Raw genomic sequence first — 14,457 nt, 5'->3', positions numbered from 1 at the left:
CGTCCGTATCTGCCGCATCATCGGGGCCCTGTCACGCCAGCATTCGGGCTGTCGCACCCGAGCAAGGGTCGCGCCAGCCGGCCCATGCTCAGGCGCCCGCCTTCTCGTCGAGCTTGACCGCCTGCCAGAGGGCTTCGAGTTCGGCGAGGTCGGCATCGGCCGCGCCCCGGCCCTGCGCTGCAAGAGCCTGCTCGATGCCCTTGAAACGACGCTCGAATTTGGCGTTGGCCGCCTGCAGGCAGCCTTCGGGGTCGGCATCGACATGGCGGGCGAGATTGGCGACGACGAAGAGCAGGTCGCCGATCTCCTCCACGATCGCGGCCTTGTCGCCGGATGCCAGCGCCTCGTCGATCTCGGCGGTTTCCTCGCGGACCTTGTCGAGCACGAGCCTGGCATCGTTCCAGTCGAAGCCGACGGTCGAGGCCCGCGCCTGAAGCTTCCAGGCGCGGGTGAGGGCGGGCAGACCCTGCGTGACGCCGGCGAGCACGCCCTTGTCCTCGGGCTTGTCGGGCAGGCCGGCCAACTGCCGGGCGGCGACCTTGTCGGCCTTTTCCTGCGCCTTGATCTGGTGCCAGAGCGCCTTGACCTGCGCCGGCGACAGATCGCGCGCCTCGCCGAAGACATGCGGATGGCGGCGGATCAGCTTGGCGGTGATCGCCTCGACCACGTCGGGGAAGGCGAAGGCACCTTCCTCTTCCGCCATGCGGGCGTGGAACACGACCTGAAGCAGAAGGTCGCCGAGTTCGTCCTTGAGATCGAGCCGGTCGCCGCGGGCGATCGCGTCGGCGACCTCATAGGCCTCCTCGACCGTGTAGGGCGCGATCGAGCCGAAATCCTGCTCCAGATCCCACGGACAGCCCGTCTCCGGCGTGCGCAGCGCCGCCATGATCTCGATCAGCGCGGCGATGTCGCGGGACGGCTGCAAGGCTGAAACTCTCCGGGAAATGGGCTAGGCTTCCTCCCATGATTCAAGTCACCCCGTCCATCGCCATCGACGAAAGCGAGATCGAGGAAACCTTCGTGCGCGCCTCGGGTCCCGGCGGGCAGAACGTCAACAAGGTCTCGAGCGCCGTGCAGCTGCGCTTCGACGCACGGCGCTCGGCCGGCCTGCCCAATGACGTCGCGATCCGGCTGATGAAGCTCGCCGGCAGCCGGCTGACGCAGGACGGCGTCATCGTCATCGTCGCCCAGGCGCAGCGCAGCCAGAAGCGCAACCGCGAGGAGGCGCTGGAGCGCCTGCTGGCAATGATCCGCGAGGCGGCGGTGCGCCCGCAGACGCGCCGCCCGACCAAGCCGACCAAGGCCTCGAAGGAGCGGCGCCTCGTCTCCAAGGACAAGCGCTCGTCGATCAAGGCCGGCCGCGCCCGGCCGGGCGACGATTGATGGACGCCGGAGAAGGGCGCCCCGCCGCTGACAAACTGGCAAATGGCAGGCCTGAGCGTCGGGCGCCGCGCAAGATCACGCCCGATTATCTGCAGCGGGCGGCGATGTATTATCTCGAACGCTATGCCGCGCCTGCCGCGCAGCTGCGTCGGGTTCTGGCGCGCAAGATCTCGGTCAGCTGCCGGCACCATGGCCTCGAGGCGTCGGCCTTCGAGGCGGTGCTGGACGATGTCGTGTCGCGCTGCGTCGCGTCGGGACTGGTCGACGACCAGCGCTTCGCGGAAGCGCGGGCGGCGACGCTGCAGCGCAAGGGCCGGTCCGCGCGGGCCGTCGCAGCAAACCTCTCTGCCAAGGGCGTCGCGCGCGATCTCGCCGCGACGGCCAGCGTGGTCAGCGAGGAGGATGAGCTGGGGGCTGCCCGCAAGACCGCGCGACGCAAGCGGCTGGGCCCCTGGACGCGCGGCGACCGGGCGGCCTCCCGGCAAAAGGACCTCGCGGCGATGGCGCGGGCCGGCTTCCCAATGGCGATCGCCCGCGCCGTGATCGACGGCGCGGGCGATGAGGATGAGTCAGACCACTGAGGGCAGGGGCCAGGCGGCGCTCGCGCTCATTCGAGCTTGACCTGGGCCTCCGCCACGACCTTGCCCCAGCGCGCGATTTCGGCGGTCAGGAACTTGCCGAAATCATCGCCGGCCAGCGTGGGAATCGGCGAACCGTTCTTCTTCCACGCCTCCGAGATCGCGGGCGAGGCGAGCGCCTTGGCGATCTCGGCGCGCATCCGGGTCACGATTTCGGGCGGGGTGCCCTTGGGTGCCCAGAGCGCATACCAGGTGGCGACCTCGTAACCCTCGAGGCCGGCTTCCTTGGCTGTGGGCACGTCGGGGATCGCATCGGACCGGGTCGCCGCGGCGACCGCCAGCCCGCGCAGGCGTCCGCTCTGGATCTGCGGCGCCGAAGAGCCGAGGCCGTCGAACAGCACATCGACCTGGCCGGCGACGATGTCCTGCAGCGCCGGGCCGGCGCCGCGATAGGGCACATGGGTCAGGTTCGTCTTGGTCTGCAGCTTGAACAGCTCGCCGGCGAGGTGGTGCGTCGTGCCGTTGCCGGCCGAGGCGTAATTGAGCTTGTCCGGGTTCGCCTTGGCGAAGGCGATCAGCTCGGCCACCGTCTTGGCCTGCACCTTGGGGTGAACGACGATGACCTGCGGCGGCTGGGCGATCACCGCGATCGGGATGAAGTCGGTTTGGATGTTGTAGTCGAGCTTCGGATAGAGCGCCGGGGCAATGGCGTGGTGGGCCGCGCCGACGAAGAAGCCGTAGCCGTCGGGAGCGAGCTTCGAGGCCGCCGAGGCGCCGACCGTCCCGCCGGCACCGCCGCGGTTCTCGATGATGATGCGCTGGCCGAGCTGCTGGTCGAGCTGGGCTGCGAGCGGACGGGCGAAGGCGTCGGTGCCGCCGCCGGCTGGGAAGGGCACGATGAAGGTGATCGGCCGTTGCGGCCAGGCCTGTGCCTGGGCCGCGCCGGCGGCGGCCAGGCCGAGACCTGCGGCTGCGACGAACGCGACGAGAGAACGTGACGTGGTCATGGAATCGGATACCTCCCTGGGAATGTCGAAGACGGCTCTTGATGGCCGCTGGTCACGCGCCGGAACGCGATGACGGTCATGACGGGTCGATTAGCGCATCCGCTGCCGGTTCTGACAAGCCTGTCTTTCGAAAGGGCCCTGGAGTCGCGCGGGGCGGCACGCCGGTGGAGGAGGCTGGTTTGCCGTCGCGACCGCAGCGTGGCTTGCTGCCGAACTGCTACGAAACGGAGCCGACTCCGATTCGCATAAGGTATATTATGGAACCATTATCGATCCCCGATGATCTCAACCGGCACTCTTTGGCGTCGCACGCGCGGCATCCATGAAGCGCCGCGACAGGTCGACGTCCCAGCGCAGCATGTCAGTCGGTTGCGCATCCTTGCGCATCAAGGCCGTGCTGACGATGACGCCGTCGGCAGCCGCCAACGCGTCGCCGACATTGCCGAGCGTGACGCTGCCGCCGAGCAGGATCGGCCGCTTGATTGCCGTCTCGCGGGCGCGGCGGATGCGCGCCAGCGAATCCGCCCAGTCGGCCCCGGTCAGGATCAACCCGTCGGCGCCGGTCTTCTGTGCCCATTCGGCGGCGAATTCCGGTGTCTCCGCCGACATCGGCACGGCGGTCCGGTCATGTACGTCGGCGAGGATCGCGATATCGTCCCGGCCGAGCGCGTTGCGGAACGCCAGCGCCTGCGCGCCCATCCCGGTGCGCGGGCCCTGGGCCGTCATGGCGGCCCCGACAAAAACCTTGAGCCGCACGAAATCGGCCCCCGACGCATGGGCGATCGACAGCGCGGCGACCGGGTCATGCGCCTCGACGATGATGCCGAGCCCAATCCCGGGGACCTCGGCCCGCAGGAAACGGGCGAGCGACGCCGTCATCGCCAGCGAACTCGCCGCCATCGGCCCGGCCTCGCGGGTCTGGTCCTGCAGCTTGATGTAGGGCACGCCGGCCTCTGCAAAGACGCGGGCATTGGTCGCCACGTAATCCTCGAGCCAGGCCATGCTCTTGTCGCGCATCCGGCCGAAATCCGGCAGGTGCAGCGCGGCGATGACGAGAGGACGGGCGGCGAAGACGCGAAGCGTGGACACGGCGAGGCTTCCTGCGGGTTTAGGGAGGCGATCAGGCGAACTGGGGAACGCGGCCGAGCCCGGCTGCGAGGGTGGCGAGGCGGGCACGGCAGGTCGCGCGGTCGATCGGCAGCGCACCGTCAGCGCCGTGACGGCTGACGATCAGCGAGGCCGAAACCGCCCCGTAGGCCGCCGCCAGAACGGGATCGCCGGTCTCGACGAGGCCGGCGAGGAAGCCGCCGCAGAAGGAATCGCCCGCGCCGGTCGGGTCGATGGCGCGGGTTTCGACGACGGGCACGGATACGGCCACGCCCTGCCCCTTGTCGAAGACCAGACAGCCGCGGGGTCCGAGCTTGACCGCCGCCGTCCCGCGGCAACGCGCCGCGACCAGCGCCAGCGCCTGTTCGGTCGGCATGCCGGGCAGGATCGCGGCCAGTTCGACCTCGCTCGGCAGGAAGGCATCGACCTGGGCGAGGAAGGGCGAAAGTTCGTCGAGGGAGAGTTTCGCCAGCTGCCAGCCGGCATCGAGCGTCACCACCATGCCGCGGCCGTTGAACAGCGGCAGCAATTCGGCCAGCACGACCGGGCGGCTCGGCGCGCAATGGGCCCCGCGCGCGCGCAGGTAGTGCTCCGGCACCTGCGCGGCGACCATCGGATGCGTGTCACGGAACTGCGAATAGGAGAGCTCGCCGCCGTCGCCGCGCAGCCGCAGATGCGCCTGCCAGTCATCGACCTGCTGGGGCGTCAGCCGGTCGGTCGGGAAGCCGGCCTGCGCCAGTTCCTCGGGGCGGCTGGTCAGCCGCTCGCTGCGGTGGCCCTCATCGTCGTAGATGAACCAGTTGCCGCTCTCGAGCGCGACATCGACCATGACGACGCCGTCGAGCGCCACGCCGTTGTCGCGCAACCGCACCAGCGTCTCGCGCGGGTAGCTCGCCACGGCGACGCTGACGAGGCCGATAGGCTCGCGCCAGCACAGCGCGCCGACGCTGGAATAGGCACCGTTGCCCCCGACCCGCGCCAGCGCGACCGTCCCATCGGCCGAGATCACATGATCGACCGTCAGCCCGCCCGCGGTGACGAGCTCCGGCGTCACGCAGCGAGGCCGCCGAGCCGCGGGGCGCCGAGGCCGAGCGCGTCGCGCGCCTTGGTCACGTGATAGCCGAACAGATGCAGCGGCACGCTGTAGACCAGCGGCGCCAGCTCGATCCGCACCGGCGGCAGATGCCAGACATGGGCGCAATAGGGCCCGAAATCGGTCTCGCCCTCCGGCACCAGCGCGATGGTATGCCCCTCGACGCCCTTGCCGACGATGGCGGTTTCGAGCGCGCGCTGCCGGCTCGCCTGGTCGGGCGCGATCAGGAAGAGCGGGTCGCCGGCCTTCTGCGTGCGGTAGTGGTGATACTCCTCCAGTGGGAAGGCGATGGCGTGGATCGGCGCCAACTCCTTCAGCTTGGCTGCGCCGAAGGCTGCGGGCGCCAGATGCGGACCGGCGCCGGCGAGCAGCATCATGTCGCTGCGGGCGAGTTCCCGGCCCAGCGCCTTCGCCTTGTCGTAGAAGGCGGTCGAAACCGAATCCATCACGGCGGGCAGCGCGGCCAGGTCGGCCGCCAATCCCGGCGCCCTGCCCTCGCCCAGGCCCTTCGCCTTGGCGATCGCCAGCGCCAGCGCGATCAGCAGAGCCATGGCTGCGGTGCTGGACTGCGTCGGCCAGCCGCCGCGCGTCGCCTGGATCAGCAAGGCGGACGGAAAGTCCTGCATCATCGCGGAGGTCGCGGTGTTGGTCAGCGCTACGGCATAGCCGCCGCGCGCGATCGTGGCCTTCAGGCTCGCGCTCACCGGCGCCGTGTTGCCGCTCGAACTCAGCCCGATCATCAGCGTGCCGTCATCGACGAGGTCGAGCCCGTACTGCTCGAGGTCGAAGGCCTCGTAGGGCTCGCAGGGCACGCCGAGCAGCCGCTCATAGGCCAGCCTGACGCCGATGCCGGCGATCCAGGAATCGCCGCAACCGGTGATCACGATGCGCCGCAGCGGCCGCGCCGCGATCTCGCCGGCAATGCGCTGGACGGCCTCCGCGGTGGTCGCGAGCGTGCGGCTCATCGCCTCGCCCTGGGCCATCATCTCGGTATGCGTCAGCTCCACGCGCCGGAAGCGCTCCGGATCTCCGGGCGCATCCGAGGAGGATTCGCGCTTGAGGGCTTTGAACTGCTGCATGTGGTCGGCCATGCTGGTCCCGTCCTGTCGATCATCGCGGGGCGGCTCCGCTCACGGGAGGCGCCTTCTCGACTTTCGATATCCTTCATTTTATACGGTAACGCAAGTGACATCGAAGCCGCCCATGACCCAGACGCAAGCCTTGCCCGATCTCGCGCGGGGGCGCTCCCTGCCCCGCCATGAGCGCATCGTCGAGATGCTCGCCGGCAAGGGCGTGGTCGAGGTCGCGGCGCTGGCCGAAGAGCTCGGCGTCTCGACCGTGACGATCCGTGCCGATCTCGACGCGCTGGAAAAAAGGCGGCTGATCCGGCGGATCCGCGGTGGCGCGATGGCGCTGCGTCCGGCCCGCTTCGAGCGACCCGCCGATCTCCCGAGCCAGTCCTTTTCAGCCGAGAAGGAGCGGATTGCCGACCTCGCGGCGAGCCAGGTGCGCGATGGCGAAACCGTCATCCTCGACGCCGGCACGACGACGCTCGCCATCGCCCAGGCCCTCCCGCGAACGCTGACCGACGTCGTCGTCGTCACCAATGGGCTCGACATTGCCATCGCGCTGCAGGGCCATGCCGGCGTGACGGTGATCGTCACCGGCGGGCGCCTCAAGCGCGGCGGGCGCAACGCCCATTCCAACAGCCTGATCTCGCCCTTTGGCGCGACGCTGCTTCAGGAAATCAACGCCGACGTCGCCTTCCTGTGCTGCGCCGGGGTCGACGCGGTGCGGGGCTTCACCAATGGCAACTGGGAGGAAGCGGAGGTCAAGAAGGCGATGATGGCCTCGGCCCGGCGCGTCGTCTTCGTCGCCGATCACGGCAAGATCGGCCATGTCGGCAGCGCGCGCATCGCCCCGTTGGAGCAGGCCGATCTGCTGATCACCGACCAGGGCGCCGCCGCCGCCGACATCCAGGCGCTGGAGGCTGCGGGGGTTCAGGTCACCATCGCGTGACCGCCTTCAAAATCGGCGGGTCCTGGCTAAGTTTTATGCTTGCGATTGGTTTCGTTTGTTCGCAAATTGAAAGCGCGGCTTTTCGTGGCCCGCCCTAGCGGCGGGCTGTCCGATCCCATGCAGGCGAGGCTGAGGAGATTCTCCATGACGACATTGTCTCGACGCCACTTCCTTGGCGCTGCCGCCGGCAGCGTGGCGCTCTCCGCGCCGACCGTGCTGCGTGCGCAGGCGCGCGAACTCGTGATGATCGGCTATGGCAGCGCGCAGGACGATCCGCTGAAGCGCGCCGGCGACATTCTGGCGAAGAAGTATCCCGGCGTTTCGCTGCGCATCATCGGTGGCCTCTCGGCCGAGGCGATCGCGCAGATCAAGGCCTCGCGCGGCGCCTCGCCCTATGACTTCGCCGTGATGGGCTCGCCCGCGATCATCAACGCCGTCGACGAGGGCGTGCTCGAGCCGCTCGATCTCGCCAAGGTGCCCAACGCCAAGAACATCGACCCGCGCTTCCCGCCCTACGCCTATGGCATGGGCGTTCCGATCAGCTATGCCGGCATCGGCATCGCCTACAACAAGCAGATGGTGCCGAACCCGCCCAAGACCTGGGCCGATCTCTGGAAGCCGGAATATGCCGGCAAGATCGGGCTCTCGCGGCCGCAGTCCAATCTCGGCCTCGCCTGCGTCGCCATCGCGGCCGCCGCCTTCGGCCGGCCGGATTCCGACACCGATTTCGGTCTCGCCAAGTGGAAGGAACTGAAGCCGCTGGTCGGGCGCAATCCCAATCTGCTGCAGCAGATGCTGGAGCGCGGCGAGATCGGGCTCTGCCCGCTCTGGCACGACAACACCGGCATCGCCATCGCCAGCGGCCTGCCACTCGGCTACGCCAAGGTCACCGGCCCGGGCCCGCTGATCCTGCCGACGATGATCGTCAAGTTCGCCCGCACCGCCCATAACGACCTGATCCACGAATTCGCCGACATCCTGCTCACCAACGAGAGCCAGACCTTCGCCGCCCAGCCGCCCTATTACTTCGGCACCACGGTGAAGGGCATCGTCGCGCCGGCCGGCGCGGCCGCCTTCCTGCCCTCCACGCCGGAGGAGATCGCGTCGATGGTCTCGGTCGATTGGCCGAAGGTGGCGCCCAACCGCGGCAAGATCGTCGAGGCCTTCGACCGGATGTTTGCAGGGTGATCACCGCGGCCGCGCCCTTCCCGGCGGCCGGGACGGCGGAAGCCGCCCCGGTCGTGGCGATCCGCGATGCGGTCAAGCGCTTCGCGGGCCTCACCGTGCTCGACCGCTGCTCGCTCGTCGCGCAGGAAGGCGAGATCCTGACGCTGCTGGGCTCGTCGGGCTGCGGGAAGACCACGCTGCTGCGCTGCATCGCCGGCTTCCTGACACCGGACGGGGGCGAGATCCTGATCGACGGGAAGGATACGATCCCCGTCCCGGTCAACCGCCGGTCCGTCGGCGTCGTCTTCCAGAGCTATGCGCTCTTTCCCCATCTCACCGTGGCGACGAATGTCGGCTATGGCCTGCGCATGCGGGGCGTTCCGGCCACCGAGATCGGCCGTCGCGTCGCCCAAGCGCTGCAGACGGTGTCGCTGACCGGCTTCGAGGAGCGCTACCCGGCCCAGCTCTCCGGCGGGCAGCAGCAGCGCGTCGCAATCGCCCGCGTGCTGGTGCTGGAGCCGCGCGTGCTCCTGCTCGACGAGCCCTTCAATGCGCTCGACGCCAAGCTGCGCGGCACCATGCAGATGGAGATGCGCCAGCTGATCAAGCGCCTCGGCATCACCGCGATCTTCGTCACGCACGACCAGGAAGAGGCGCTGACCATGTCGGACCGCATCGCCGTGATGCGCGCCGGCCGGATCGAGCAGCTGGACACACCCGAGGCGGTGTTCGACCGCCCCGCCAGCGCCTATGTCGCCGATTTCGTCGGCGCCTCGAATTTCTGGAACGGCCTGGCAAGCCAGGGCCGGGTCGTGCTGCCGGACGGACAGGGCGTTCCGACCGCGCTCGACGGCGAGGTTCGCGTCATGCTGCGCCCCCACAACGTCCTGATCGAGCCGGCCGGCGCGGACCAGGCGGGCTGGCGCGGCAACGTCCGCTTCCGCCGCCATGTTGGCGCGCTGATGGAGTACGAGGTCGAGCTCTCAGACGGGGCTTCGCTCCGGGTCGTGGCGCTGCGCGACGAGACCCTGGCCCGCATCGACGTCGGCGACCGCGTGGCCCTGGGCCTGCGCGATCCCGCCGCCTGCATCGCCTTCCCGCGCGCATGACCCGCCGGCCCCTCCTGCTGCGGCTGGTCGATGAGCTCCTTTCGGGGCGCGGGATCTGGCCGGCGGTGCCGGCCATCGTCGTCCTCGTCGTGGTCGCCGTCATTCCGTTCGGCGTCCTGCTCTCGCTCGGCTTTTCGGACATCGTGGTGTCGCGCGGCGTCATCGTCTCGCAGGAATTGTCGCTGCGCCATCTCACCACGGCGCTCGCCGATCCGCTCTACCACACCACCTTCCGGCGCTCGCTGACGCTGGCGCTGACCACGACCTTCTTTTGCAGCCTGCTTGGCTTCCCCGTCGCCTATCTCTTCCTGATCGGCGGCCCCTGGGTCCGGCGCATCATCCTCGTGCTGACGATCGCGCCGATCCTGACCAGCGGCATCGTCCGGACCTATGCCTGGATCGTCATCCTCGGGGGGCGCGGCGTGGTCAATGCGACGCTGATGGAGTTCGGGCTGATTTCGCAGCCCCTGCGCATCATCAACACGCATTGGGCGGTGCTGATCGGCATGGTCCAGATTCATCTGCCGATCATGATCCTGCCGCTGATCGCGGTGATGAGCCGGCATGATTCCAGGCTCGAGGAGGCCTCCGCCAATCTCGGCGCGAGCCGGCTGGCGACGCTGCGGACGATCATCCTGCCGCTGAGCGTGCCAGGCCTCGGCACCGGCGCCGCGCTGGTGTTTACCCTCAGCTACACCACCTTCGTGGTGCCGCAGCTCCTGGGCGGCGGCAACTACCTCAACGCCGCGACGATGGTCTACGAACAGGTCGTCTACTCGCTCGAATGGAGCAAGGGCGCGGTGACGGCGATGATCCTGATGGCGACCTGCCTCGCCGTCCTGCTGGTCTTCGCCTGGCTGACGCATATCGGGACGCGCTGGACACGGGTGGCGCAGCGATGAAGCGGATCGACGGCGCCGACCTCATCGACCGGCTGGGCATCGGCTTCATCATCGCGCTCGCGGTGCTGGCGCTCGCGCTGCTCTTGCTGCCGGCGGTCATCGTCGTCGTGATGTCGTTCGACACGCGCGGCTATATCAGCTTCCCGCCCGTGGGCTTCACGCTCGACTGGTACGTGAAGGTCTTCAACCAGCCCGTGCTGGTGGATGCGATGTGGACGAGCATCAAGGTCGGGCTCTACGTCACCGCGCTCTGCATCGCGCTCGGCGTGCCGACCGCGCTGGCCTGTGCGCGCGGCGATTTCCGCGGCGCCACCGCGCTCTCCGTCTTCGTGCTGGTGCCGCATATGGTGCCGGGCATCGTGCTCGGCGTGGCCGTGCTGTTCTCGGGCGCGCTGCTCGGCATCGGCCCCTCGATCTGGCTGCAGTCGGTCTCGCTCTCGGTCTATGTCATGGCGGTGATGGTGCGCACCGTGATGGCGCGGCTCCAGCGGCTTGACCCGCTGCTGGAACAGGCTTCCGCCAATCTCGGTGCGAGCCGCTGGCAGACCTTCCGCATCATCACGCTGCCGCTGCTGCTGCCTGCGATCCTGGCCGGTGCGGTCTTCACCTTCATCGAGGGGGTCGACAATCTCTCGGTGACGATCTTCACCCATGGCTACCGCGACCGGCCGCTGCCGATCGAGCTGCTCGCCATCGTCCAGAACAGCAATTCGCCGCTGGTGGCCGCCGTTTCCAGCGTGCAGATCATGCTCGCGGTGCTGGCCCTGCTGGCGATTTCGCTGACGATCGGTCTCGACAGGGTCAACGAATAGGCGGTTTCGCGGATCGTGCCGGACAGGCGACGACGGCTGTCGCCATGATGCGATGGAGCGCGCTTTGTCGCCGGCTCCAGGTCCCTCAGAGGGGCGCGATCGGGATCCGCAGGCCGTCGAACGCCACCTCAATGCCCGGCTCCACCATGTTGCGAAGACGATTGTAGTCGAGATCGGCATGGAGATTGGTCAGCACGGCGCGGCGGGGTTTTACCTCTGCAATCGTGGCCAGCGCGTCGCGCAGGTTGAAATGGCTCGGATGCGGCGTTTCCCGCAGGCAATCGAGGATGAGCAGGTCGAGATCGTGAAGCCCAGCCTTCGCCGCCTGCGGCATCAGGCTCACATCGGGAACATAGCCGAGCCCGCCGAACCGGAACCCCAGCGCCTGATAGCCCGGGCCATGCTCGACGGCGAGCGGCAGGGCATCGATGGCGCCGCCGGCGCCGTCGATGCTCAGGGGCTGGCCGGCCACCAGGGGCCGCATATCGAGGACCGCGGGATAGGCACTGCCCGGCGGCGTTTCGAACATATAGCCGAAGCGTTGCGTCAGCGAAGACCGCGTCGTGGCATCGGCATGAACGGTCACGCGCTTCCTGTTGTGCAGGACCAGCGCGCGGAGATCGTCGATGCCGTGGGTGTGGTCGGCATGGTCATGGCTGAACAGCACCGCGTCGAGATGAGAGATGCCGGCGTCCAAGAGCTGCTCGCGCAGATCCGGCGAGGTGTCGACGAGCAGCCGCGTCGTACCTCCCGTCCCGGTCCGCTCGACCAGGATCGAGCAGCGGCGCCGCCGGTTCTTCGGCTCGGTCGGGTCGCAGGCGCCCCATCCTGAACCGGGTCGCGGCACGCCGCCGGACGAACCGCAGCCGAGGATCGTCACCGTCAGGGTCATGCCCGCGCGCCTTTTACGCCACCCGCGCCAGCGGCGCGGCGTGGTCCATCTTCCAGTAGCAGCGCTTTGCATTCGCCGTGGTCAGGGCTGCGACCTCGTCGAAGGTCAAGCCGATCGTCTCGCCGAGAACCTTAGCCGTCTCAACGACATAGGCCGGCTCGTTGCGCTTGCCTCTGAACGGGACGGGGGCGAGATAGGGCGCGTCGGTCTCAACCAGCAGGCGCTCGCGCGGGACCATCCGGGCGATGCGGCGCAGCTCTTCGGAGGTCTTGAAGGTCAGGATGCCCGAGAAGGAGACGTAGAGGCCGAGTTCGACGCCCGTCATCGCCAGTGCCTCGCCGGCGGTGAAGCAATGCAGGATGGCGGGGAAGGCGCCCTTCCCCATCTCCTCGCGCAGGATCGCGATCATGTCGTCATCGGCCTGGCGGGCATGGATGACGAGCGGCAGCTGGGTGATCCGAGCCGCGGCGATGTGGACGCGCAACCCTTGAGCCTGCGCCTCGCGCGGGCTCTTGTCGTAGTGATAATCGAGCCCGGCCTCGCCGATGGCGACGCAGCGCGGATGGGCCGAGAGCGCCACGAGCTGCTCGGCGGTGACGTCCAATTCCTCATGCGCGCCATGGGGATGCGTGCCGACGCTGCACCAGACGGATGGGAAGCGTTCGGCGATGGCTGCATAAGCGGGAAAGCGCGCAACCCGCGTCGAGATCGTCACCATGCGACCGATGCCGGCCGCTTCGGCGCGGGCGACGTAGGCCTCGAGCTCCTCGGCGAAATCCGGGAAGTCGAGATGGCAATGGGTGTCGATCAGCATCAGGCGGCCTCGCCGCCTTCGGGCTCGACATAGCGCGGGAAGATGCCGCTCGGCGCCGGCAGGGCTGTGCCCGATTCTAGCCGACCGCCCTCGCCCAGCGCGGCGAAGTCGCGCTTTTCGGCCGGGACGCCCAACAGGTCGAGCAGCTTGGCCATGGAGGACGGCATCACCGGCTGGACCAGGATCGCGACCTGGCGGATCACCTCGGCGGTGACATAGAGCACCGTGTCACGCCGCGCCGGATCGGTCTTGGACAGGCGCCAGGGCTCGTTGGCGGCGAAATAGCGGTTGGCCTCCGCCACCACGGCCCAGATCTCGGACAGCACGACATGGAGCGCGAAGTCCGTCATCGCCTCGCGCGCCTTGCCCAGCGCGGCGTCGGCGAGCGCCAGCATGGCCTGGTCGCCCTCGTTCAGCGCGCCGCAGGGCGGCACCCTGCCCTCGCAGTTCTTGGCGATCATCGACAGCGATCGCTGGGCGAGATTGCCGAGATCATTGGCGAGGTCGGCATTGATGCGGCCGACGATGGCGTCATGGCTGTAATTGCCGTCCTGGCCGAAGGAGACCTCGCGCAGGAAGAAATAGCGCAGCTGATCGACGCCATAGGCATCCGCCAGCCCGAAGGGGTCGACGACATTGCCGAGCGACTTCGACATCTTCTCGCCCTTGGAGAGCAGGAAGCCATGGCCGAAGACGCGCCTGGGCAAGGGCAGCCCGGCCGACATCAGGAAGGCCGGCCAGTAGACGGTGTGGAAGCGCACGATGTCCTTGCCGATGATGTGGACATCGGCCGGCCAGTAATGCGCGCGCGGGTTCTGCGGATCGGGGAAGCCCGTGCCGGTGACGTAGTTGTTGAGCGCGTCGACCCAGACATACATCACATGCTTGGGGTCGCCCGGGACCGGCAGCCCCCAGTCGAAGGTTGTGCGGCTGATCGAGAGGTCCTCGAGCCCGCTTTTCACGAAGGAAACGATCTCGTTGCGGCGCGTCGGCGGCGAGACGAAGTCCGGCACGTCCTCGTAGAGCTGCAGCAGCCGCTCCTGATAGGCCTTCAAGCGGAAGAAGTAGCTCTCCTCCTCGACCCATTCGACCGGCGTCCCCTGCCCGCCCAGCCGCGTGCCGTCGGCCAGGACCGTGGTCTCCTCCTCGGCATAGAAGGCCTCGTCGCGGATCGAATACCAGCCGGCATATTTCGACAGGTAGATGTCGCCATTGGCCTCCATCCGCCGCCACAGCTCCTGCGTCGAGGGCAGATGGTCGGCGTCGGTGGTGCGGATGAAGCGATCGAAGGAACAGCCGAGACGCTCTTCCATTTCCTGGAAGCGGCCGGCGATGCCGTCGACGAAATCCTTCGGCGACTGGCCGTTCTGCTCAGCGGTGCGCTGGACCTTCTGGCCGTGCTCGTCCGTGCCGGTCATGGCGAAGACGTCGTAGCCATCGAGCCGCTTGAAGCGCGCGATCGCGTCGGACGCCACCATCTCATAGGCGTGGCCGATATGCGGCGGCCCGTTGGTGTAGTGGATCGCGGTCGTCAGATAGAATTTCGGGGCGGTCGCCATCGTCGATCCGGAGGT

At 68.4% G+C, this 14,457-nt stretch carries 15 protein-coding genes; 7 read left to right on the top strand and 8 right to left on the bottom strand.

Annotation, left to right across the window (positions count from 1 at the left end; translation table 11 throughout):
• Positions 1-88 precede the first annotated feature (88 nt).
• On the bottom strand, positions 89-925 hold the full coding sequence (gene mazG, locus Q8S38_RS23185; protein ID WP_305682697.1) for a nucleoside triphosphate pyrophosphohydrolase: 837 nt from the start codon (positions 923-925) through the stop codon (positions 89-91).
• A 38-nt stretch (positions 926-963) separates the two neighbouring features.
• Between mazG and arfB the strand changes: the two genes are divergently transcribed.
• Together arfB and Q8S38_RS23175 are read left to right on the top strand one after the other, a co-directional pair.
• On the top strand, positions 964-1,383 hold the full coding sequence (gene arfB, locus Q8S38_RS23180; protein ID WP_305682696.1) for an alternative ribosome rescue aminoacyl-tRNA hydrolase ArfB: 420 nt from the start codon (positions 964-966) through the stop codon (positions 1,381-1,383).
• Positions 1,383-1,964 carry a regulatory protein RecX gene (locus Q8S38_RS23175; RefSeq protein WP_305682695.1) on the top strand — a complete coding sequence of 194 codons (582 nt, stop codon included), beginning with the start codon at positions 1,383-1,385 and terminating at the stop codon, positions 1,962-1,964. The genes arfB and Q8S38_RS23175 overlap by 1 nt, the downstream gene beginning before the upstream one ends.
• A 26-nt stretch (positions 1,965-1,990) precedes the next feature.
• Here Q8S38_RS23175 and Q8S38_RS23170 read toward each other — a convergent pair whose 3' ends face one another.
• The 4 genes from Q8S38_RS23170 to Q8S38_RS23155 form a co-directional block, all read right to left on the bottom strand.
• Entirely contained in the window at positions 1,991-2,968 is a 978-nt protein-coding gene (locus tag Q8S38_RS23170; RefSeq protein ID WP_305682694.1) for a Bug family tripartite tricarboxylate transporter substrate binding protein, read from the bottom strand.
• Positions 2,969-3,253: 285 nt separating this feature from the next.
• The gene (locus tag Q8S38_RS23165) at positions 3,254-4,057 is read right to left on the bottom strand and encodes a BtpA/SgcQ family protein (RefSeq protein WP_305682693.1); all 804 of its coding nucleotides are present in this window, start codon (positions 4,055-4,057) and stop codon (positions 3,254-3,256) included.
• 31 nt (positions 4,058-4,088) lie between these two features.
• Complete coding sequence (locus Q8S38_RS23160; protein ID WP_305682692.1) at positions 4,089-5,129, bottom strand: carbohydrate kinase family protein; 1,041 nt, start codon at positions 5,127-5,129, stop codon at positions 4,089-4,091.
• Positions 5,126-6,259, bottom strand: coding sequence for an SIS domain-containing protein (locus tag Q8S38_RS23155; protein ID WP_305682691.1), 1,134 nt, complete (start codon positions 6,257-6,259; stop codon positions 5,126-5,128). The genes Q8S38_RS23160 and Q8S38_RS23155 overlap by 4 nt, the downstream gene beginning before the upstream one ends.
• A gap of 112 nt (positions 6,260-6,371) precedes the next feature.
• Between Q8S38_RS23155 and Q8S38_RS23150 the strand changes: the two genes are divergently transcribed.
• The 5 genes from Q8S38_RS23150 to Q8S38_RS23130 all read left to right on the top strand — a co-directional run bounded on the left by Q8S38_RS23150 (position 6,372) and on the right by Q8S38_RS23130 (position 11,177).
• Positions 6,372-7,187: a DeoR/GlpR family DNA-binding transcription regulator gene (locus Q8S38_RS23150; protein ID WP_305682690.1), complete on the top strand. Its 816-nt coding sequence runs from the start codon at positions 6,372-6,374 to the stop codon at positions 7,185-7,187.
• A 144-nt stretch (positions 7,188-7,331) separates the two neighbouring features.
• Positions 7,332-8,375, top strand: a complete 1,044-nt coding sequence (locus Q8S38_RS23145; protein WP_305682689.1) for an ABC transporter substrate-binding protein — start codon at positions 7,332-7,334, stop codon at positions 8,373-8,375.
• Positions 8,372-9,463 carry an ABC transporter ATP-binding protein gene (locus Q8S38_RS23140; protein ID WP_305682688.1) on the top strand — a complete coding sequence of 364 codons (1,092 nt, stop codon included), beginning with the start codon at positions 8,372-8,374 and terminating at the stop codon, positions 9,461-9,463. The genes Q8S38_RS23145 and Q8S38_RS23140 overlap by 4 nt, the downstream gene beginning before the upstream one ends.
• On the top strand, positions 9,460-10,365 hold the full coding sequence (locus Q8S38_RS23135; RefSeq protein ID WP_069053561.1) for an ABC transporter permease: 906 nt from the start codon (positions 9,460-9,462) through the stop codon (positions 10,363-10,365). The genes Q8S38_RS23140 and Q8S38_RS23135 overlap by 4 nt, the downstream gene beginning before the upstream one ends.
• Positions 10,362-11,177, top strand: a complete 816-nt coding sequence (locus Q8S38_RS23130; RefSeq protein ID WP_305682687.1) for an ABC transporter permease — start codon at positions 10,362-10,364, stop codon at positions 11,175-11,177. Before Q8S38_RS23135 ends, Q8S38_RS23130 begins: the two co-directional genes overlap by 4 nt.
• A gap of 85 nt (positions 11,178-11,262) precedes the next feature.
• Here the strand turns inward: Q8S38_RS23130 and Q8S38_RS23125 are convergent, their stop codons facing one another.
• From Q8S38_RS23125 to metG, 3 genes are read right to left on the bottom strand one after another with little or no spacing between them, the layout of a single operon-like run.
• Positions 11,263-12,069, bottom strand: a complete 807-nt coding sequence (locus Q8S38_RS23125) for an MBL fold metallo-hydrolase (RefSeq protein WP_305682686.1) — start codon at positions 12,067-12,069, stop codon at positions 11,263-11,265.
• Between the two features lie 13 nt (positions 12,070-12,082).
• Positions 12,083-12,883, bottom strand: a complete 801-nt coding sequence (locus Q8S38_RS23120) for a TatD family hydrolase (protein ID WP_305682685.1) — start codon at positions 12,881-12,883, stop codon at positions 12,083-12,085.
• Positions 12,883-14,442, bottom strand: a complete 1,560-nt coding sequence (gene metG, locus Q8S38_RS23115; RefSeq protein WP_305682684.1) for a methionine--tRNA ligase — start codon at positions 14,440-14,442, stop codon at positions 12,883-12,885. Before metG ends, Q8S38_RS23120 begins: the two co-directional genes overlap by 1 nt.
• Positions 14,443-14,457: the final 15 nt, after the last annotated feature.

Origin of the sequence: Allobosea sp. (assembly GCF_030695125.1) — a bacterium.
Classification (GTDB): Bacteria; Pseudomonadota; Alphaproteobacteria; order Rhizobiales; family Beijerinckiaceae; genus Allobosea.
This window is presented reverse-complemented; position numbering and strand designations above follow the sequence as displayed.